The sequence below is a fragment of the Kocuria salina genome (assembly GCF_013368965.1).
In the GTDB taxonomy this organism is placed as follows: Bacteria; Actinomycetota; Actinomycetes; order Actinomycetales; family Micrococcaceae; genus Kocuria; species Kocuria rosea.
On the sequence record NZ_SSSF01000002.1, the window covers coordinates 1 to 20261 of the forward strand.

Here is a 20261-nt window from a genome sequence, read left to right on the forward strand (position 1 = left end):
GAGCGGGCCGCGGGTCAACAGGGCACGGTGGGCACTCGTGGTGGTCACCGTCGGACCGGCGGGGGGTCGGGGTGCCGCAGTTCGGTGCCGGCCTCGTTGAGGTCGATCAGGATCCGCATCCCGGTGCCCTGCTCCCGGATCCACACCACTCCGAGTTGCAGTGCGGGCTCTTCCACCACACCGCGGTGACGGACCATATCGCCCATCCAGGCCTCCACCGCATCCCCAGCCTGCCACCGCACGCCCCGTCCACCGCCCGGGGAGGCCACAACGGCGTCAGCGGCTGGGGCCCGGGTGCGCCGAGATCGGCCGCCGAGCTCTTTGGGCACCACAGGCTCAACAGGACCACTGCCCAACGGGCCGGACGATGCAGGAGGGACAGACATGACAGGGCATCCTTCAGCCGACAAACAGGAGAACTCACCAGCACCAACCACCACGACCAGCGACGACACCTCACCGCAGCCCGCATACTGCCGGAGCCGTCGGGGTAGGGGGCGCCCCCGTGCCGTCATCAAAGACCGCGCGGAGGCGACGACCACACCGGTGAGCTACGGCATGACCCCCCCCCGGGATGGCGCCACCACCGCTCACAGCAGCTACAGCCACCCCTTCCGCCAACCTCAAAAGGATCAACGGCAGGGCCCATTCTACCTAATAGTAAGCATGCTTGTCACTATAGTGATGGACCGTTCGGCGTTGCCTTTCGCGCCGAGATTCCCTCGTCCCAGCACCATTTCAAGGCCCTGTCCTCCAGCAGGCGGCACGCTCAGGTGCTGGCCGGGTGATCGTTGCCCGTGCAGCGGTGGGGAGCGGGCTGGGTCGGTGCCTCGGTCACTGCTGCGCGATCCTCGCGCCACCGCATTGTGCCCAATCATGGCGCCGGGGTGGTCGTGGCCGCGAACGGTGCCTGGCGCAGGTAGAGGTCTTGTTCCAGGACATCGGTGAGGAAGACGGCCAGATCGGCCCGGTGCATGCGCGTGGAGCGGGTGGAGATCTGGGGGTGGTGTTCCACCTTCCCGGTGGCCGGGCCGTCCACCAGCCGAGGTGGGCGCACCAGGGTCCAGTCCATCTGCGTGTGCTGCCACAGGGACAGCTCCGCGGTCTTGTCGGCGACCATGCCGCGGGCCACGAGGCCCATGCCTGCGGAGATCACCCGGTCCCGGGTCCGCTTGCGGTCCCCGGGCGCGTTGACCCCGGCACCGCTGATCCCGATGTAACGCCGGATCCTGGCCGCCGCCATCGCCGACACCAAGCCGGTGGCGCTGTCCCGGTGCAGGTGCTGGTCCTGGCCCACCGGGCCCAGGGCGGAGACCACCGCCTGAGCCCCGGCCAACGCCGCAGCCAGAGCCTGAGGGTCCCGGCTGTCGCCGACGACCAGATGCGTTTCCTCCGGGGCCCCGTAGGGATCGCGGACCAGGGCCGTGACCTCGTGGCCGCGGCCCACCAGCTCGGCCACCAGCAGCCGCCCGGTCCGCCCGGTCGCCCCGAGCACAGTGACGATCATGAGAGCCTACCCTCCTGCCGGCCCGCACCCCGAGGACTCCGAGGCGCCCGGACGGCGCGTTCCTGGTCGGCGAACTCCGCCACAGCGGTAGGTGCACACCCGGCGACGGGGCGCACGTCGTCGGTGAGGTGGCCCGCCACACCCAGTCGCGCAGTGTCGTGGATGACCGTGGTCGTCACCGCCGGCCCCGGGCCCCAGGTCACCGAATCGATGGCATCCAAAGACACCCCGTCCTGAACCTGTTTGCCCCAAAACGCCGGGCGGACCTGCGCCACGGTCGGGCGCACAGCCTCCCTCAGGGGCGCTCCGACAATGCCGGTGGCACCGGTGATCGCAATCGGCAAATCCATGTGTGTACAGTACACACGTGGATGTTGATCTGTCTGTGCTCGACGACGCCCTGATCCGGATGCGCCGGCTCTGGAGCGCCTCACGCACCCGCTTCGTCGAAGACGGGGCCACCGCGGTGGAGATGTCCAGCCTGCTCGTAGTCGAGGCCTGCGCCCGGGGCGCGGCCGAGCACCGGGAAGTCAGTATCGGCGACGTCGCCCACCTGGCCGATGTCACCGCCTCCACCGCCAGCCGGCTCGTGGACCGGGCCGAGAGCGCCGGACTGCTTACCCGCACCCCGTCCACCCTCAGCGCCCGGCGCACCGCACTGCACCTGACCCCGGCCGGAACCGCCCTGCGCGAACGCGCCGTCACCGCCCGCACCACCTGGCTCGCCAACCAGCTCCGCGACTGGGACCCGACCGAGGTGGAACACCTCGGAACGTTGCTGTCCCGCTTCGCCGACGGCCTGGTCAGCCCACCCAGCCCCCAGGGGCACTGAGCGGCCCGCACCTCGTGGACTCGCGCACCCTCACCGGGCCCGGCGGGCAGCACCCGGGTGTCCCTCCCAACCTGTACCCCGCCAGGTGCGGATAAGAGCAACACGCACGGGGTTCCACAGGAGCTCCGGACGTTTTACCTGGTCAGCGCGATGTCGTCCAAAAGATGAGACGCCGGTTCGCAGCCGCCGGTTACGGGGCGGTTGGGTTGGTTGTGGTGTGGCCGGTCGAGCCGGGGGGCTCGACACAGAGTCGGAGGGCGCCTCCGGGGGGAAGCGCCCGACGTCCAGTCCGACCACGGCCCACCCCGCGCTACGGCGCAGCAGAGACGCCCCAGGTTAGGACAGCATGGGGCGTCTCTGCCCTGACCAGGCACTACATGCCAATGAATGCGCCATCGACACCTATGGCTACCCTTTGGTACTTTTCCGGTTGGATCGGCGTGCCCGCCGATCCGACAACCCCCGTGACTGCTCCCTGGTAGCCAGGGGTTGTCTTCTGCGCTCCGGCGCAGCGAAGCGCCCCTGCCCTCTCCCGGGCCGGGGCGCTTCGTCCCCCCGGGGGAAATGCAGGGTTCACCATTTCTCCGGGGCAGACCTGAGGCCGCCAAATCGCACCGTGGTCCCCATCCGGCCGGGCCCGGTCGCTCTCCACCCGCGGAGGACGGCAGCGGCCGATCACCGATCACCGTCCGCAGAAGACGCTCCCTGCCCCACGCCCTGCAGCCTGGGCGGGTGATCGTGATCGAGGACCGGTCCGCTGCGGAAAAGTGTTCGCTATCTGCCGGCTCAGCTGGGAGCGTGTCGGGCGCACCACCGCCCGAGGGCGGTGGTCAACCAGTCTTGGTGACGGTGGCCTCGGTGAGGATGAGCTCCTCCTCACGGTCGATGTAGTGAGTAGCGGTCTCCTCATCAGTGACCGCCAGCAGGGCCTCGAGGTCATCGACGGTGAAAACGTCTCGGCTCTCCACGGTGCCGGTGACTTCGACCTCGTCACCGACGGTGAGGTCTTCGGGGAACTGCTGGGCCATGACGATGGTGTCCTCCGCACCGATGGCAATGACCCCGGGCACCAAGACCTCCTGCACCTCATTGGTCAAGGTCATGGTCTCGCCCACCAGTTCCTCAGCCGAAACCTCGGACTGGTCCAACTGGGTCAGCCGGGTCTCATCGGTGCAACCGGTGGCGGCGCCCAACAGCGCCAACCCTGCCAGGACGGCAGAAATTCTATGAATGCGGGTCTGCATGGTGTTCTCCTGATCATCGCTGTCGAACCGAACACGGCCCAGGGGGCCGGTCGGTCCCGTCATCGGGGATCCGCCCCGTCCGGCTGCCTCAACCGCTCGTGGTCGTTGTCGACGCAGTGGTAGGTACCGGGCTATTCACCGCCGTCGCCAACACGAAGGGCTCACCGTCGTAGTGGGCCAGCGCGTCCTCTTCGGGAGCCTCACCGAGGTTCTCCTCCACCATGGGCACGTTGTAGGCCGCGTGCACAGTGCCGCTCACCTCCACCGGCTCGCCCACCGCCAGAGTCTCCTCGGCGTCGTCGAGAACCACCAGCAGCGGGGGGAGCGAGTCGTCCTGCGGATCGGTGATCGCCACGGCCACCGGGTTGATCACGTCCTGAACCACACCAGTCAGCCTCACCTCCACCCCTTCGTAGTCGCTGATCCGCCCGGTCTGCGGGTACGTGCCGATCTGGGCGGCGAAGTCAGCGTCATAGGGCCCGGTGTAGGGCTGGGCCGTTCCGTCCTCGAACAACTCCGCGGCCGGCGAGGCTGTCTCGCTCATGAGCGGGGCCACCTCCTGGGGGCCGGCCCCGGGCCCTGGAGCGGCGCACCCGGTGAGGGCTGCCCCGATGGTGGCCGCCACAATCACGGTGAGATGCCTGGGGCGGGTGCGTCCCACAATCCTCCTCTTGGATCCCCGGTGGTCTGAGGACCGCCGAAACTAATACCGAATATCACCTGCCCGCGACCATAGACATGGACCACCAGCGACCACCACCGCCCGAGACGGATTCACAGACCCCATGCCCGGGATCGTGACACCCCTGTGACCTGCGCAGACAGGACGCCCCAGCACACGACCTCGCAATCGGCCGCCCCGACCACTCTTCAACGATGCGAACCGGTGCCCCGGATCCCGCCGGCACAGCTCCCATTCGCCTTCGCCGCGCCGCCGCCGATTGAGGGCATACCGTCCCGAACCTTGCACCCATTGGTCGGAGCTGCCGCGCAGGGGTGTCGACCCCTTCTGCGGTCAACTCGCCCGTGCATGTTTGGGCCCGAGCGGACCTGTCGGGGCCGTGTCGATGCTCCGCACCGCTAGGGTCCTCGGCCCCTACAGTGGAAGGCAAGACAGCATCGTGGGCCCCGAGCGAGAGCGAAGAGCGCCATGCGCAGAGCACTGATGACCATGATCCTCACGACCGCTGCCCTGAGCCTCGCCGGATGCGCCGATGCCGGGACCGGCGTCTACGACGGTGAGCAGAGCGAGGCCGACATGCTTCCGGCCCAGGTTCCCGCCGGGCAGTACGACTTCGATCCGGACAGCTCCCGGTTGCTGGCCACCCACGACGGGTACCAGTTCTTCGCCGTGTCCTCAGCGAGCCAGGGCGACTGCCTGCTCAGCTTCGCCCCCGACGCCCCGGAGAGGTGGGTCGCCGGGTGCGGCTCCGGTGGCCGGGTGGGCACCGGTGGCCTGATCGGGATCCAGGCTGACTACGACCCCGATGGGCTGCCGGAGGAGGACGCACCGCAGGGATGGACCCGGCTTACCCCGCAGCTGCAGGTCTCCGAGGGCTGAGCGGTGCACACCAAACCTGCCGACTCCGACCGGGTCATCACCCACCCCGGTAGCGCTGATCGGCATCGTCCTCGGTGTCCTCGCCGGTGCGGCCGGCTGGTGGGCCGAGGGCTTCGTCGCTTCCGCCCTGGCCGCTCTGGCGGTGGCGAGCCTCGGAGCCGCCCTGATGCGCTGGTGGGACCGCCGGCGCGCATGGCAGGTCCGGCCCGATGACACGCAGGGACCATGAGGTGACCGCAGGGTTCCCGATGATCACCAGCCTGAGTCGGGCGGAGTTGAACCCGCTGATTCCCACCAGCTGAGAAATTGCCGCGCTGCTGGCCGGCGCCGCGGTGATCGTGTTGTTCGTCGTCGCGGTGCTCTTCCTGGCCCGCGACGAGCACTACACCGGGACCCAGCGCCTGCTGTGGCTGCTCGTGCTGCTGGCCGCCCCGGTACTGGGGCCGATCCTGTGGCTGACCCTTGGTCGACGCCACGCGCTCGAGCCCCACAACGGGCCCGTCCGCTAAAGGGTGCAGGAGGTCCAGTCCGCGGAGGACCAGACAGGGCGGAACGACTGGGGCCATCCCGCCCTCCATCTCGTCTTCACCCACCAGAAGACCTGCCGCTTTACATATGGCCCGGTTAGCGGCCGTCAGTACACAGGATTGGTGTTGAACAGAAGTGCCCGTTGACGCCCAGGAGCTGTTCAGCAGATGGCGGTGGCGTTGGCGGGGGAGCCGGTGGCACCGGTGATGTTGAGGGGTTTCACGATGATCATGGCGTCCCAGTGGCTGGTGTCGCGCATGTGGGCGGCGAGGTGGTCCAGGCGCCACAGTTCCCCGAGGGGCATGCCGAGTTTGGCCAGCAGTTCCTGGTGCATCATGCCCTTGTCGTGAGGAGCCGATTCCAGGAACGGTGTACCAGGGATCGGGGGGAGGCATTCGACGGCGAAGTTGTCGGCGGCGACCAGGGCCAGTCGGTGGTCCCAGACCCATTCGATGAACTCCCGGGACTGAGCGATGCCGGTGGAGCGGCGGGCTTCTTTGGTCTTCAGCTTGGTCTGGTGGTCCAGGTCGAGGAACCACTCGCACCAGCCGGTGCGGATCATCAGGATGTCCCCGGGCGCCGGCGCGGTGCTCTGGGCGCGGATGGTGTCCTCGAGCAGGTCCAGGTGCAGGGGTTCGCCGCCGGCGTGGTCGATGGGATCGCCTTGGGTGTGGCGGTGTCCGGCGACGTCGAGCAGGAGCCCGCGGGAGACGATCGGGGTCTCGGCCCAGGCTTGGATGCCGATCGGGCGGGTGCCGGGGCGGATGAGCTCGTCGTCGGTGCCGCCGTAGAAGCCGATCTCGTCGGAGCGGCGGTGGCGCAGTCCGTCGATCTGGGTGGAGCCCTGGAGGTAGAACCCGTCGAGGTAGTCGTCGCGGTGGGCGTGGTGGCCGGAGTAGATGGTGTGCACCGGGGCGGTGCGTCGGGCGGACATGCCGGGGTCGAAGGCGTCGACGGGGTAGTCCAGGCCGAACACGGTGCCGGTGCGGATGCAGGAGCGGGCAGCCAGGACCTCTTCGGGGCCGGCGAAGGTGGGCGTGCCCCGGTCGGGGTCGGGAAACAGGCCCCAGGAGGTGCCGGCCGTCTGGCCGGTGCGGGCGCTCAGCTGCGCATAGGTGGGGTATCCGGAGTCGTGGTCGGGGGTGGTCATCGGTGTGCGGCCTCCGGGGCGGTGGGGGCCGGGGCGTGGGTGCGGTAGCTGAGCAGGAACCCGGCCACCGCGCACACCGAGGCGGCGATGACGACGGGGATCTTGGCGGTGTCGTTGAGGAACACCAGCCAGGGGCCCTGGCCGATCACCAGTGCCACGGTCTGGGCCAGGACCAGCAGGATCCCGCCGAGCAGGGAGATGCCGAGAGTGAGGGTGAAGATGCCGAGGACGATGCGATGCAGCATGTGGGGTGCCTTTCGGGTCTCAGACGGGCAGGATGCCGAGGGCGATGAGCACCCCGATGGCCAGCAGGGGAAGGGCGTAGTAGAGGAAGAGGCGGGCGAAGGTCTTGAACGGGTCGACGTCGGCGATGCCGCAGGCCACGTACAGGGGGGCCCCACCCGGTGGAACGGCGGCTTCGCAGGAGGAGAACACGAGCACGGCCACGGCGGCGGTGGTGGGCGGGACCCCGGCGGCGACCAGGGCGGCGACCCCGACGGTGCCCACGGCGGCCATGGTGGCGGTGGAGGACAGCGGGGCGGCCACGGCGATGACGATCAACCCGACCAGGATGGCCAGCGCCCACAGGGGCAGATTGAGATCGCCCAGCAGGCCGGTGAGCTGTTCGGGCAGTCCGGTGGTGGCCAGGACGTTGGCGCCGGCGAAGGCGAAGAGCACGGTGATGCCCACGATCCCGAAGCGGGGGGCGGAGCTTTCCAGCAGAGCCCACCAGCCTGAGGTGGTGCGGGGCAGCTTCGACAGGCCCAGCAGGATGCCGGCGATCGTGAGGACGATCGGGATCCAGAAGATAATGCTCACGGCGTCGGTGATGTCCTCGAGCCCGGTCCAGGCGGCGGCGGCCTCGGCGGCGGCACCGGAGGTGAGGATCAGGGGGATTGCCACGGCGACGAAGAGCAGCAGGGTGACCCCGCCCTGGCGGAAGGCGGTGGCCACCGCGAGCCGGTTCTCCGGGGCGACGGCGGACATGCCGGACTTGCGCACGAGGATCACGGTGACGATCAGCCGGTGCAGCACGCACCAGAGCCCGCCGATGAACAGGGGGACCACCAGTTCCTGGATGTCCAGCAGCGGCCCGACCGTAGCGGAGCCGACGAGGACGAACATGGAGGCGCTGAAGGGGAAGGTGATGCCCATCCCGGCGTTGCCGGCCACGAGGGTGGCCGCGGTCGAGCGGTCCATCTTGGTGCGTTCCATCCAGGGGATGGTCACGGAGCCGACGGTGGCGGCGATGGCGGCCTGGTTGTGCACGATGCTGCCCAGCCCGGCCGAGGACAGGGTGGAGACGTAGGCCGGTCCGCCCCGGTAACGTCCGAGCAGGGAGTTGAGCAGGTTGATCAACCGGTCCAGCACCCCGCCACGGTCCAGGAGGTAGCCCATGAAGACGAAGACCATGGTGGCGTAGACGATCTCGTCCGTGAGCGCGTCGTAGAGGGACGCCCAGCCCACGCTCAGTGCCTGGGTGCCGGTGAAGATCAGGGCGGTGAAGAACCCCAGGATCATTCCTTCCCCGACACTGCGTTTGGCCAGGGTGGTCCACCCGATGATGACGGCCAGATAGGCCAGCAGGGCCCACACTCCGATCACGACGTGCTCACTTCCTCCAAGGGGCGCTCCTGCTGTTCGCGGGGGCGCTGGTTGTCATTGTGGCCGTGAGCCCGGCGCCGACGGGAGGGCCGGGCCCACGGTGGGTGGTGGTTCAGGACGCGGTGGCTTCGATGCGGTGGTCGCTGGTGTGCGCGGCCATCCGTTCCATGGCGGTGGCCGAGGCCTCGGTCATCTCCGCCGGCGCTCCGAGGTCGGTGAGGTACTGGGCGGTGGAGCGCATCTCGTGGGCGCGGCGGGCGGCGTGCTTCGGGGTGCCGGTGAGCCACCGGTCGATCACGGCCTGGCCGTCACCGGCCAGCTGGTCGGCGATCTGGGTCCGGATCCAGTCCTCCAGCCCGGCGGCTCGGGCGGCGGTGACGGCCTCGACCACGACCGAGGCCATGCCCTTCATCACCACGCTGCGCAGCAGTTTGTGCGCCATCGCCGCCCCGGGGGCGCCATCGACGACCTCTACGGGGGCACCGATTCCGCCCAGCAGCTCGGCGAGCATCTGTGCGCCGGGGCCGCTGACCATCAGTGGGGTGCGCGCCCCGTGCACCGGGACGGGGCCGAGGATGGCCACATCGGCGAACAGGGCACGGGTCGGGGTGCGGCCGAGTTCCTCCATGGTCTGCGGGGAGGAGGAGGTCAGATCGGCGTAGCAGGTGTCCTCCTGCATCACCGGCAGGCACTCGGCGGCCACGGCCCGGGCGGCACCGGCCCCGGTGAGGACCAGGACCACGTCGGCCTCAGCGCAGGCCTCGGCGGCGGTGTCGGCCCGGGTGACCCCGGTGGGGGTGGTGGGGGCCACCGGATCGTAGCCGGTGACGGTGTGCCCGGCCTCGACCAGGGCGGTGGCGTAGACGGCGCCGGCCTCGCCGAGGCCGATGACGGTGCATGCGCTCATGATGACTCCTTGGGGACGGGATGGAAGGGGATCAGGCGGGGATGTGGGTGCGGGAGGCGACGATGCTGGTGCGGCGCTGCTCCTCATCGGCGAAGACGGCCTCGGCGGCCTGGGCGATCCGCTCGGCCTGGGCCTGGGGAACGACGACGAGCCCGTCGGAGTCACCGATGACGATGTCACCGGGCAGCACCGGCACCCCGCCGAAGGCCACCGGCACCACGACGCGGGAGGGCCCGTGCTTGTAGGGCCCGGCCGGGGTGGTGGCCTTCGCGAAGACCGGCATTCCGATCTCCTGGAGCACCTGGGCATCGCGGGCGGCCCCGTCCAGGGCGAAGCCGGCGATCCCGGCGGAGATCGCCCGTTCGCCGATGAGTTCCCCGAGCAGAGCGCGGGTGGTGTCGCCCTGGCCGGCGACGACGATGACGTCGCCGGGCTGGGCCAGGGTCAGCGCACGGTGGATGCCCTGGTTGTCCCCGGCGCGCACCCACACGGTGAAGGCCGGCCCGGCCAGGTGGGCCCCGGGCCAGATGGCCTGGATGGCGGAGTCGGCGACTCCGAGCCGGTCCATGGCGTCGCCGATGTTGGCCGCGGGGAGGGCGGCCAGGCGGGCCACCAGGGCGGGGTCGGGGCGGGTGAAGTGGGCGATCGTGGGGTCGTCGGTGATGGTCGTCATCGGAGGGGCTCCGTTTCTGCGAGAAGGTCAGGGAATGCGGTGGGCAGGGGTCGGGGGACGGTCACTCACCGGCCTGGACCATCGGCAGGACCTCCTTGTAGTCGGTCTCCTGCTGGGCCCAGAACTGCTCGTACTCCTCAGCACCCAGGTAGCTGGTCTCCAGGCCGAGGTCCTCCATCTTCTGGACCACCTCCGGGTCCTCGATGGCGGCTTGGAGGGCGGCCTCGAGCTTCTCGGCCACCGGCTCGGGCAGCCCGGCCGGGGCGGAGTACCCGCGGGCGGTGGCGGAGACGATCTCGTAGCCCTCCTCGGTGAAGGTCGGGACCTCGGGCAGGGCCTCGGCGCGCTCCTCACCCATCACGCCCAGCACCCGGGCCTTGTCCTGAGCCACCAGGTCGGTGACGTCGCTGACGTTGGCGACCAGCACGTCGACGTGCTTGCCCAGGAACGCGGTGGTGGCCTGGGAGGCGCCTTCGGAGAAGTGCACCGGGGCGAAGGAGGCGTCGGCGGTCTCGGCGATCTGGGCCAGGGCGAAGTGCTCCCCGCCCTGCTGGCCGGTGGTGGTGGCGGTCATGGACTCGGGGTTCTCCTTGGCCGCTTCCAGTAGCTCCTCCAGGGACTGGTAGGGGCTGTCGGGCTGGACGGCGATGACGGCCGGGTCGACCACCTGCCGGGCCAGGGGCTGGAACTCCGCACGGGTGTAGGAGGCCCCCCGGCTGGGATCCAGCGGGGAGACGACCACCGAGGGGGAGCCGGTGGCCCCGATGGTGTAGCCGTCGGGGGCGGCGTTGGCGATCTGGGTGTAGCCGATCTGCCCGCTGGCCCCGGGGGCGTTGATGACCTCGACGTTGGTGCCCAGCTCTTCCTCCAGCACCGGCTGGACGAGGCGGGCGGCGGTGTCGACCGCTCCGCCGGGGGCGAAGGCGACGATCATCTCCACGGGCTTGCCGTTGGCCGGGTAGTCCTCCCCTTCGGCGGTGCTCCCGTTGGAGGCGGAGCAGCCGGTGGCGGCGAGCAGGCCCAGGACGGTGAGGCTGGCAGTGAGGGTGCGACGGTTCATGGCTTTCTCCTGTGAACAGTGGTGATCAGTGATGACGGTCGGGAAAGTGCGGTGATGCGGCCGGGGCGGCAAGGAAAGTAGGAGGGGCTAGGACTCGGGGTCGTCGTCGGCGAGGACCTTGGGCTTGCGCAGTTTCAGCAGCGGGCTGCAGACGATGACCAGGGCGATCACCAGCAGGGTCGCGGTGATCGGCCGGGTGTAGAAGACCTCGAAGCTGCCCTGGGAGATCTCCAGGGACTCGCGCAGGGACCGTTCCATCAGCGGGCCCAGCACCAGGGTCAGGACCATGGGCGCCAGCGGGATGTCCAGGTGGCGCATGGCCAGGCCGAGCACACCGAAGGCGATCATCACGAACACGTCGAAGACGGTGAAGTGGATGGTGTAGGCCCCGATGACCATGAACAGCAGGATCAGGGCGGCCAGGATCGGGTAGGGCACCTTCAGGATCGAGGTCCACAGCCCCACCAGCGGGACGTTGAGGATGATCAGCAGCACGTTGCCGATGAACAGGCTGGCGATGATGGCCCAGGCGATCTCGGAGTTCTCCGCGAACAGGGTCGGGCCCGGAGTCAGGCCCTGCTGCAGGAACGCCCCCATGAGCACCGCGATGGTCGGGGAGGCGGGGATGCCCAGGGTGAACAGCGGGATCAGGGCGCCGTTGGCGTGGGCGTTGTTGGCGGTCTCGGGTCCGGCCACGCCTTCCACGGCGCCGTGGCCGAGTTCGCTGCGGTAGCGGGAGAACTTCCGCTCCGCCCCGTAGGACAGCAGGGAAGACACCGATCCGGTCATGCCCGGGATCAGGCCCAGGCCGAAGCCGATGCCGGTGCCCCGTGCCATGGCTGGGGCGCTGCGGCGCCATTCGGTCCGGTAGGCCAGGATCTCGGACAGGCCGAACACCCCGACGATCACGGCCACGAAGCTCACCCCGTCCAGCAGCCGCTCCGAGCCGAAGGTGAAGCGCGGGGCGCCGGCGACGGGGTCGATGCCGACCATCGCGATCAGCAGACCCAGCGACCCGGAGATCAGGGCGCGGACGATGGAGCGGCCCGCCAGGGCGACCAGCAGCGTGATGCCCACGGTGACCAGGGCGAAGAATTCCGGCGGACCGATGAGCAGGCCCAGTTCGCCCAAGGGTTTGGCGGCGGCGACCAGCCCGACGGTGGCGATGGTGCCGCCGACGAAGGAGCCCACCGCGGCGATGGTCAGTGCGGCACCGGCACGGCCGAGTTTGGTCATGGCGTAGCCATCGAAGGTGGTCACCGCCGAGGCGGCCTCACCGGGGGTGTTGAGCAGGACACTGGTGATCGTCCCGCCGTAGGTGGTGCCGTAGAAGATCGCGCACAGCATGATGATCGAGCCGGTGGCGTCCATGTTCAGCGTCAGCGGGATCAGCAGGGCCACTCCGGCCACCGGACCGATGCCGGGCAGCACCCCGATCATGGTGCCCAGCAGGCACCCGATGAACGCGAAGAGCAGGTTCTGCCAGGTCAGGGCGGTGGCGAAGCCACCCATCAGGTCGTTGAGAACATCCATGGTCACAGTCCGATCAGGCTGAAGGGCGGGACGGAGGCCACGGGCAGGGAGACCTTGAGGCCCAGGGTGAAGAGGTAGAAGACCCCGACGCTGCCGGCCACCGAGATGATCAGGGACTTCACCCAGCCCAGCCGGGCGCGGATCCGCAGGTGGTACATCAGGAACAGCAGCAGCGCGATCTGGAACCCCAGGAAGGGCAGCACCGCGGCCAGCACCAGGAGGCTGCCGATCACCGCGGCGACCTGCGACAGCTCCACCTCCTCCCGCGGAGTGGAGGGAGCGCGCTGCTCCTGGACGACCCAGATCAGCGACATCAGGGTCAGCACCGCGCCCATCGCGAACGGGAACAGTCCCGCGCCCGGGCCCAGGGTGGTCCACAGCCCCAGCTCCAGGGAGCCGTGCAGCACGTAGAGGCCCAGCAGCAGGAAGGCGGCCTGGGCGATCAGCACCGATCGCGCCGGCCGTGGTCGGGACTGCGTCGGCGCAATCTCCGTCGTCGGTGATTCCGTCGTCATCGGATGCCCTCACTCCTTCAGTGGGTGAAATGTAGTTTCATTGTGTGGAAGACAATTGCGTAGAAGGAATGGTGACACGGCTCACGCAGTGACGTCAACCACAGGAAAAGGATGTGCTCATGCCAGGAGCGAGACGTGCGGGCGACCGGAGGGGCCTTCGATGAGGACTGAACTTCCATACAATGAAAGAATGTCGACAGTTGATGACCCCTCTGCCCGGCCCGGACCGGTGACTGGCAAGGCCGCCACCACGATGCGGTCCCTGTCCCGGGCTCTGGACGTGTTCGAGCAGCTGCAGCGCTCGGACCGCCCCCAGCGCCTGAGCGAGCTGGCTCGCGACTGCGGGATCTCACTGCCGACCACCCTCAGACTCCTGCGGGTGCTGCAGGACTACGGACTGGTCAGTCAGACGGAGAAGAACTATCGGATCGGCCCCGCCGTGCTGCCGGCTGCCCGTAGCTTCCTCGAGAACGACCCTCTGGTCCTGGCAGCCCGGCCGATCCTGCTGCAGCTGGCCACCCAGTCCCAGCTGACCGCCTCCCTCTACTCCCGGCTGGGATACGACCGCATCCTCATTGCCCGCGTGGACGGCACTAACCCCCTGCGCTATGACCTGCCCCTGGGCAAGCGCTTGCCCCTCACGCGCGGGGCCGCCGGGAAGATCCTCATCGCCAACTTGGGCGACACGGAGCTCGAACGGATTGCCGAGGCCGCCACGAACCGGCGTCAGGAGGAAGAACCCTTCGATCTGACAGAACTGAAGTCCCGTCTGCCGGCGCCAGACGAGGGCTACGCCTTCTCCGTGGACGAGCGCGCCAGCGGTGTGATGTCCGCCGCCGTGGCCGTTCCGCATCCATCCGGGGGCGTCACCGAGTCCATCGCCCTCACCACACCGGTCGAGGCATACGCTCAGGAAGACCTACGCGCCCAAGTACCGGAACTGCGACGAGCGGCCCGCAGGCTCTCCGAGCTTCTGGAAGGCGTCGTCTACTGACGACCGCATGCTCAACGCGACCTACAGAGACGGGCCGTGTGGCCTCCGAGGCCGTCCTCGAGCACCGACTGTGCCCTGGGATGACTCCGTCCGGTTCGTGCGAGTCGCAGCGACAGGGTTCTCGCGACTCACGCGTACGGAGGTGGCCTCAATCCGAGTGTCGAGCAATCTGGAGCCTGTCGGCAGAACCATGAGTAGCGTCAGCGCGATGAGTCGAAATGCACCCTGATGGCTCTACATATGGCGGGCTGCCGGCCGGGTTCAGGAGGTGGTGGCGCGGTTGGAGCTGTCCTCTGCATCAGTGCTCATCCGGACGCCGTCGGCGCGTAACATCGGCCGGTGACAGAGATCTGACAGGAGAAGTGTGGAGGTGGGCCGCCGTTGGACGTGCTCATGGCGGCCCTGCCCATGGTGCTGACCCTGGGTCTGCTGCTCGTGCCGGCGCCGCCGTGGGTGGCTCCCGCGGTCGGACTGGTGTCAGCCGTGGTGATCGGCCTGGCCTGGTTCGGCACCCCTGTGGCGGAGATGTCCTCGGCCTTCGGCGAGGGCTTCTGGATCCTGGTCGAGGTGCTGGCGATCATTGCCGGCGGGATCCTGCTCTCTCGCGTCATGGACCGGACCGGCGCTCAGAAGAAGCTGGCCCGGTGGCTCTCGGACGGCGGCGGCCCCACGGTGCTCTCGGCGCTGCTCATGGTGCACGGGGTGGTGCCGTTCATGGAGACCGTCACCGGGTTCGGCGTCTCCGTGATCATCGGGCTGCCGCTGCTGCTGTCCCTGGGGTTCACGCCGTTGCGAGCGGCCTCGCTCTCGCTGGTGGCGCTCATGGTGGGCCCGTGGGGCTCCATGGGCCCCGGCACGCTCCTGGGCTCCCAGATCGCCGGCGTCACCCTGCAGGACCTCGGGGTGGCCTCCGGCGTCCTGAACGTCATCGCCTTCCTGGGATCCGGTGCCGTGGCCGCGGTCATCGCCGGCCGGGGACTGCCCACTTCCGACGGCCGGCCCCGACCCGCTGACTACGGCGCCTGGATCGGCATGGGACTGGTCTCGGGCGTGGTGCTGTCCGTCCTGGTCCTCGCCGCCAATCTGGCGTTCGGCACGGCCGTGGCCGGTGCGGTGGCCACCCTGGTGATGTCCGCCGGCTGGGCCGGCGTGATCAGCCGCGGGCGGATGGGGCCCGTCCCGGGCCGCGCTCTGGTGCCGTACCTGGTGCTGCTGGGGGGCACCATCATCGGGCAGCTCCTCGAGGGCCTGCTGCCGCCCGGCGGGTTCGGCGCGGTGCTGGGCTCGCCGGCCCTGTGGTCCATCACCGGCGCCCTGGTCGGCGTCGTCGTGCTCTCCTTGGACAGGGAACACCGGCGGCGACTGCCGCGGGAGATCCGCCGGATGTGGCTCCAGGTGGCGGCGCCGACCGGCCTGTACCTGGTGCTGGGCAGCGCGGTCTCCGGGGGCGGGCTGGCCGAGGCGCTGGCCGCGGCGCTGACCGGGCTGGGTCAGGCCTACCTGTTCCTGGTGCCCATGGTCGGTGGTCTGGGGGGATACATCACGGCCTCGGGCACGGGCGCCAACGCCATGTTCGGCGGCACCCAGGACGCAGCCGCGCATGCCCTCGGCATGGACCCGCTGTGGATGATGGCCTCCCAGAACGTGGCGGCCGGACTGGCCTGCCTGGCCAGCCCGGCGCGCATCGAGCTCGCCTACCGGATCGCCGGCCCACTCCAGCAGAAGGACACCCCCGGGCCCGTCCTCACCCGCGGGGCCCTGGTGGCGAGGACCCTGCCCTTCGTGCTGGTGTGCTTGGTGCTGTGGGGCATCGGGAACATGCTCTGGATGCCGGTGGCAGGCTGACTCCCGCTCCGAAGTCCACGCTGTCGACCGAGGACCGGAGGGACGCCGCCCTGGACGTGCACGAGCGGCTCGTGCGCGCCATCGAGGACCAGGACGAGCAGACCGCGCGCACCATCGCCCGCGAGCACACGGAGACCGCCCCTCGTGCCGCGTCGTCGAGCCGTCCGTCCTGCGGTCGGCATCGGCCGGGCGCGTCGTCGGGTGCCGTCCGGGGTCTTGGCATCGATGAGTCCGGGGCGCATCCTGAACCCAGGCCAGCGGCGGAGCGGGGGAGGGGCGATTCTGGTGACGCGTCCACGGCATCGCAGGATCTCGCATCCTCGTGACCTGTGGGCGGACCCTCTGGGGCGGGCGACCGTCCGGGCCCTGCAGGGGCTGGTGCTGCTGAGCGCGACGGCGGTGGTGGTCTACGGGCTGATCCAGCTCAAGCTGGTGGTGATCCCGCTGCTGATCGCCCTGGTCCTGGCCGCTGCGCTGAACCCCCTGGTCGCCTCTCTGCGCCGGCACCGTGTGCCCGGGGCGCTGGCGACCTGGATCGTGTTCGTCGCCGCGATCGTGGTCCTGGGCGGGGTGGTCACCGGCGCGGTGCTGGTGGCCGTGATCCTCTACTTCTTCCTCCAGGACGGGGCCCGCATCTGGGCGTTCGTCCTGAGCCGTTTCCACGGTGAGACCCTGGAGAAGCTGCTGACCTCGGGCACCACGACCCTGCACGTGCTGGGCGGCTATGTGCGCGGCACCGCCGTGGTGGCGCTGCTGGAAGCGGTGGTCATCGGCGTCACCCTGCTGGTGCTGCGGGTGCCCCTGGCCCTGCCCCTGTCGGTGCTGATCTTCCTGGGCGGCTTCATCCCCATCGTGGGAGCCGCCCTGATCGGCGGCGTGGCAGTCCTGGTGGCCCTGGTGGCCAACGGCCCGGTCGTGGCGCTGGTGGTGGTGGCGGTGGTGGTGGCCACCAACCAGCTCGACGGGAGGGTGCTCCAGCCGATGGTGCTGGGCCGGGCCCTGAGCCTGCACCCGCTGGTGGTGCTGCTCGCCCTGGCCGCCGGCGGGATCCTCTCCGGCGTCGTCGGGGCCGTGCTGGCCGTCCCGCTGACCGCGGTGGGATGGGCTCTGATCCAGATCTGGTTCCCGAACCCCCGAAACCCCGATGTCCTGTCCCGGCCGGCTGCGCGTCCCGGCGTCCGGCTGAAGCCACCGGCCCCGGACGCGCCCGTCGACGGGTGACGGCCTCGGGGCGCCGCAGGACCGGCAGCGTCACCGGAGGACGGGGGCGGATGGACGCCGCCGACGTGTTCCCTTGCGGACCGATCCACCGCCGGGCGGCGCCTTTCTGCGGTCAGGGCGGCAGCCAACTGGGTTCATGACGGCGTCCTGCCGGTATGAGTCGGTGATCCGGGTGGGGGCCGGACGGATGCACATCCGGATGTTCTACGTTGGCGAGACCTCCTCGGGGAGGTCAGCTCGACACCGCCTCCCATCACCGAGGACCCGCAGCGGGAGAACTCTCATCACCGCGGCGACGGTGAGCCCGAGCGCAGCAGCACCCCCGGGCTGCCACCAGCCACAGTGTGAACGGGGAAGCACCGACCCTGGGGTGCTCTCCCGGTACGCCCTTCACCAGGGACTCCCTGAGCTCTGCCGTTCCTGATGAGGTGGTGCAGTCGCTGATCCGTCGGGTCCTTCCCGCACGCTCGGGCGACTGCGCGGACGGGTCTCCCGCCACGTCCGCCCGATCCGTTCCGCCGCCCCCACCGCACCAGGAGACCCCTTGCTGACCGTCAACGCCTACGCCGCCCCCTCCGCCGACGCACCGCTGGAGCCGACCACGATCACCCGCCGCGAGGTGGGCCCGCACGACGTGCTGATCGAGATCGCCTACGCCGGGATCTGCCACTCCGACATCCACACCGTCAACGGCGACTGGGGACCCCAGCCCTACCCCTTGGTGCCCGGCCACGAGATCGTGGGCACCGTCGCCGAGATCGGCCCCGAGGTCACCGGTCACGCCGTCGGGGACCGCGTCGGGGTGGGGTGCATGGTCAACTCCTGCGGGCAGTGCACCAACTGCCGCAACGGGGACGAGCAGTACTGCGCCGAGGGCATGGTGCCCACCTACGGCGGGGCCGACCGGGACGGCACCATCACCCAGGGCGGCTACTCCACCCACGTGGTCGTCGACGCCGGCTTCGTGCTGTCCGTGCCCGCCTCCCTGGACCTCGCCGCGGCCGCCCCGCTGCTGTGCGCCGGGATCACCACCTACTCCCCACTGCGCCGCTGGGGCGCCGGCCCGGGCCGGAAGGTCGCCGTCGTGGGCCTGGGCGGACTGGGGCACCTGGCCGTGAAGATCGCCGCCGCGATGGGCGCGGAGGTCACCGTGCTCTCGCAGTCGCTGAAGAAGAAGGAGGACGAGCTGCGGCTGGGTGCCGAGCACTACTACGCCACTTCGGACCCGGCCACCTTCGAGCAGCTGGCCGGGTCCTTCGACCTGGTCCTCAACACCGTCAGTGCGGTGATCGACGTGGACGCCTACCTGTCCCTGCTCACCGTCGACGGGGCCCTGGTCAACGTCGGGGCCCCGGCGGAGCCGCTGAGCCTCAACATCTTCTCCCTCATCGGCGGCCGGCGCGCCTACGCCGGGTCGATGATCGGCGGCATCGCCGAGACCCAGGAGATGCTCGACTTCTGCGCCGAGCACGGCATCGTCCCGGAGACCGAGCTGATCTCCGCCGACCGGGTCAACGAGGCCTACGAGCGGGTGCTGGCCTCGGACGTGCGCTACCGCTTCGTCATCGACGCCGCCACCCTGGCCTGAGCCCGCGCCCAGGCGCTGGGCCGGCGGATCCCGCCGCCCGGACACTACCGAAAGGACACCATGGAACTGACCGATCTTCTGGAGGCGCTCGACGCCGGGCGCACCATCACGGGGGACTCGCCCCTGCACGAGGTCATGCACCGGGTCAGCCAGGAGGCCCTGCGCATCACCGGGGAGCTCAACGGCGGATACCGGGAACCGGCCCGGGTGCGGGAGCTGCTGGCCCAGCTCACCGGCAGGCCGGTGGACGCATCGGTGACGGTGTTCCCGCCCTTCCGCTCCGACTTCGGGAAGAACATCACCCTGGGCAAGCGGGTCTTCATCAACTCCGGGTGCACGTTCCAGGACCAGGGCGGGGTGGTCATCGGCGACGACTGCCTGATCGGGCACAACACGGTGCTGGCCACCCTCAACCACGACCTCGCCCCCAGCCGCCGCGCGGACATGCACCCGGCCCCCATCGTGATCGGCCACAAGGTGTGGATCGGGTCCAACGCCACGGTCCTGCCGGGCGTGACCATCGGCGACGACGCCGTCGTGGCGGCGGCGTCGGTGGTGACCAAGGACGTCCCGGAGAGGTCCGTGGTGGTGGGCTCCCCGGCACGGGTCGTGCGCTCCGTGAGCGACTGAACCGCGCCGGGTGCGCGCCTCTCGGCGGACGCCGGCCCGAAACCCCCAGCAAGGCCGGGCGGTCACGACATACCTCTAGGAACCGCTGGTGAACGCTTCTGCTCCGTTCATGGCCGAGGCGACGAGGTTGCTGCGGACCGGCGACTCGCCGCCGGCGACCGCTCCGATCCAGGCGTCCGTGGTGGTGACCGCGGCGAAGTTCGACTGCAGCAGCACCATCAGGGTGCGGTGCAGATCCTCGGCCGAGACCTGACCGGCTTCGTTGGCGAGGTGGATCGCGCCGGTGGCGACGGAGAGGATCTCGGCGGCGAAGCCGAGCCCCTCGGCCTCGACCGCCGTCGCCAGGTCGCAGTTGTTGGTCATGTAGCCGACGATCGTGATCGTGTCGACGTCGCGCTCGCGCAGCCACTCGGCCACGTCGGTGCCGGCGAAGACGCTGCCGTACCCCTTCACGACCTGCTTCCACTGCCGGTTGTCGAGCTGCTCGAGATCGGGGTGGAGCGGATATCCCGCCGAGCCGGGCGCGAAGATGGGTGCGCCCTCGTCCGTCTCGTGCTGGACCATGACGACCGGCATGTCCTGCTCGGCGGCGACCTCGAGGACACGGCCGATGTTGGCGAGCGACTCCTCGCGGGGCGGGTACTGGATGGACATGGGGCCGTCGAAGTACTCCATCTGGGCGTCGACGACGATCAGGGCGCGGCGGGGGATGGTCACGGTGTCTCCTCTGGAACGTGGGGTGGGCGGGCTGTGGTGCTCGGCCCGTCTCCATGCTCCTGTCATGCCGGTCGCCACCGCGATCGGCCCGCGTGCACGATTACGATGAGATCGGGCCACTTCTGCTCCGTGGTGATCCCGGTGGGAGAGG

Annotated in this window: 22 protein-coding genes; 9 read left to right on the forward strand and 13 right to left on the reverse strand. The window is 69.8% G+C overall.

Annotated features, from left to right (window positions below):
* Positions 1 to 44: 44 nt before the first annotated feature.
* Positions 45 to 206: a hypothetical protein gene (locus tag E7Z53_RS04070; protein ID WP_176337247.1), complete on the reverse strand. Its 162-nt coding sequence runs from the start codon at positions 204 to 206 to the stop codon at positions 45 to 47.
* A 668-nt stretch (positions 207 to 874) separates the two neighbouring features.
* Positions 875 to 1507 (reverse strand): NAD(P)-dependent oxidoreductase, encoded by a 633-nt coding sequence (locus tag E7Z53_RS04075; RefSeq protein WP_176337248.1) that lies wholly within the window; start codon positions 1505 to 1507, stop codon positions 875 to 877.
* Between the two features lie 367 nt (positions 1508 to 1874).
* Here E7Z53_RS04075 and E7Z53_RS04080 point away from each other — a divergent pair, with 367 nt between their 5' ends.
* Positions 1875 to 2339 (forward strand): MarR family winged helix-turn-helix transcriptional regulator, encoded by a 465-nt coding sequence (locus tag E7Z53_RS04080; protein ID WP_176337249.1) that lies wholly within the window; start codon positions 1875 to 1877, stop codon positions 2337 to 2339.
* A gap of 830 nt (positions 2340 to 3169) precedes the next feature.
* Here E7Z53_RS04080 and E7Z53_RS04085 read toward each other — a convergent pair.
* Together E7Z53_RS04085 and E7Z53_RS04090 are read right to left on the reverse strand one after the other, a co-directional pair.
* Positions 3170 to 3583 (reverse strand): hypothetical protein, encoded by a 414-nt coding sequence (locus tag E7Z53_RS04085; RefSeq protein WP_176337250.1) that lies wholly within the window; start codon positions 3581 to 3583, stop codon positions 3170 to 3172.
* An 88-nt stretch (positions 3584 to 3671) separates the two neighbouring features.
* Entirely contained in the window at positions 3672 to 4127 is a 456-nt protein-coding gene (locus E7Z53_RS04090) for a hypothetical protein (protein WP_176337251.1), read from the reverse strand.
* A gap of 606 nt (positions 4128 to 4733) precedes the next feature.
* Here E7Z53_RS04090 and E7Z53_RS04095 point away from each other — a divergent pair.
* Both E7Z53_RS04095 and E7Z53_RS04100 read left to right on the forward strand, forming a co-directional pair.
* A complete protein-coding gene (locus tag E7Z53_RS04095; protein ID WP_176337252.1) occupies positions 4734 to 5144 on the forward strand; it encodes a hypothetical protein in 411 nt (136 codons plus the stop codon).
* 338 nt (positions 5145 to 5482) lie between these two features.
* Entirely contained in the window at positions 5483 to 5653 is a 171-nt protein-coding gene (locus tag E7Z53_RS04100; RefSeq protein WP_176337253.1) for a PLDc N-terminal domain-containing protein, read from the forward strand.
* Positions 5654 to 5832: 179 nt separating this feature from the next.
* Here the strand turns inward: E7Z53_RS04100 and E7Z53_RS04105 are convergent, their stop codons facing one another.
* The 8 genes from E7Z53_RS04105 to E7Z53_RS04140 form a co-directional block, all read right to left on the reverse strand.
* On the reverse strand, positions 5833 to 6822 hold the full coding sequence (locus E7Z53_RS04105) for a cyclase family protein (RefSeq protein ID WP_176337254.1): 990 nt from the start codon (positions 6820 to 6822) through the stop codon (positions 5833 to 5835).
* Positions 6819 to 7067, reverse strand: a complete 249-nt coding sequence (locus tag E7Z53_RS04110; protein WP_176337255.1) for a hypothetical protein — start codon at positions 7065 to 7067, stop codon at positions 6819 to 6821. Before E7Z53_RS04110 ends, E7Z53_RS04105 begins: the two co-directional genes overlap by 4 nt.
* A 19-nt stretch (positions 7068 to 7086) precedes the next feature.
* Complete coding sequence (locus E7Z53_RS04115; protein WP_176337256.1) at positions 7087 to 8427, reverse strand: TRAP transporter large permease subunit; 1341 nt, start codon at positions 8425 to 8427, stop codon at positions 7087 to 7089.
* 112 nt (positions 8428 to 8539) lie between these two features.
* Positions 8540 to 9334 (reverse strand): NAD(P)-dependent oxidoreductase, encoded by a 795-nt coding sequence (locus E7Z53_RS04120; protein WP_176337257.1) that lies wholly within the window; start codon positions 9332 to 9334, stop codon positions 8540 to 8542.
* 31 nt (positions 9335 to 9365) lie between these two features.
* Entirely contained in the window at positions 9366 to 10007 is a 642-nt protein-coding gene (locus E7Z53_RS04125; protein ID WP_176337258.1) for a methyltransferase, read from the reverse strand.
* 61 nt (positions 10008 to 10068) lie between these two features.
* Positions 10069 to 11067: a tripartite tricarboxylate transporter substrate binding protein gene (locus E7Z53_RS04130; protein ID WP_176337259.1), complete on the reverse strand. Its 999-nt coding sequence runs from the start codon at positions 11065 to 11067 to the stop codon at positions 10069 to 10071.
* A gap of 87 nt (positions 11068 to 11154) precedes the next feature.
* Positions 11155 to 12600 carry a tripartite tricarboxylate transporter permease gene (locus tag E7Z53_RS04135; protein ID WP_176337260.1) on the reverse strand — a complete coding sequence of 482 codons (1446 nt, stop codon included), beginning with the start codon at positions 12598 to 12600 and terminating at the stop codon, positions 11155 to 11157.
* Between the two features lie 2 nt (positions 12601 to 12602).
* A complete protein-coding gene (locus E7Z53_RS04140; protein ID WP_369597952.1) occupies positions 12603 to 13049 on the reverse strand; it encodes a tripartite tricarboxylate transporter TctB family protein in 447 nt (148 codons plus the stop codon).
* 319 nt (positions 13050 to 13368) lie between these two features.
* Between E7Z53_RS04140 and E7Z53_RS04145 the strand changes: the two genes are divergently transcribed.
* The 6 genes from E7Z53_RS04145 (at position 13369) to E7Z53_RS04170 (ending at position 19393) form a co-directional block, all read left to right on the forward strand.
* Positions 13369 to 14109: an IclR family transcriptional regulator gene (locus E7Z53_RS04145; protein WP_176337424.1), complete on the forward strand. Its 741-nt coding sequence runs from the start codon at positions 13369 to 13371 to the stop codon at positions 14107 to 14109.
* Positions 14110 to 14496: 387 nt separating this feature from the next.
* Positions 14497 to 15954 (forward strand): L-lactate permease, encoded by a 1458-nt coding sequence (locus E7Z53_RS04150; RefSeq protein ID WP_369597960.1) that lies wholly within the window; start codon positions 14497 to 14499, stop codon positions 15952 to 15954.
* Between the two features lie 56 nt (positions 15955 to 16010).
* The gene (locus tag E7Z53_RS20705) at positions 16011 to 16280 is read left to right on the forward strand and encodes a hypothetical protein (RefSeq protein WP_440941478.1); all 270 of its coding nucleotides are present in this window, start codon (positions 16011 to 16013) and stop codon (positions 16278 to 16280) included.
* Positions 16240 to 17175, forward strand: coding sequence for an AI-2E family transporter (locus E7Z53_RS04160; protein ID WP_369597953.1), 936 nt, complete (start codon positions 16240 to 16242; stop codon positions 17173 to 17175). Before E7Z53_RS20705 ends, E7Z53_RS04160 begins: the two co-directional genes overlap by 41 nt.
* A 544-nt stretch (positions 17176 to 17719) precedes the next feature.
* Complete coding sequence (locus E7Z53_RS04165; protein ID WP_217905460.1) at positions 17720 to 18763, forward strand: NAD(P)-dependent alcohol dehydrogenase; 1044 nt, start codon at positions 17720 to 17722, stop codon at positions 18761 to 18763.
* Positions 18764 to 18823: 60 nt separating this feature from the next.
* Positions 18824 to 19393, forward strand: a complete 570-nt coding sequence (locus E7Z53_RS04170; protein ID WP_109269186.1) for a DapH/DapD/GlmU-related protein — start codon at positions 18824 to 18826, stop codon at positions 19391 to 19393.
* Between the two features lie 75 nt (positions 19394 to 19468).
* Here the strand turns inward: E7Z53_RS04170 and E7Z53_RS04175 are convergent, their stop codons facing one another.
* Entirely contained in the window at positions 19469 to 20110 is a 642-nt protein-coding gene (locus E7Z53_RS04175; protein ID WP_176337264.1) for an isochorismatase family protein, read from the reverse strand.
* Between the last annotated feature and the right edge of the window lie 151 nt (positions 20111 to 20261).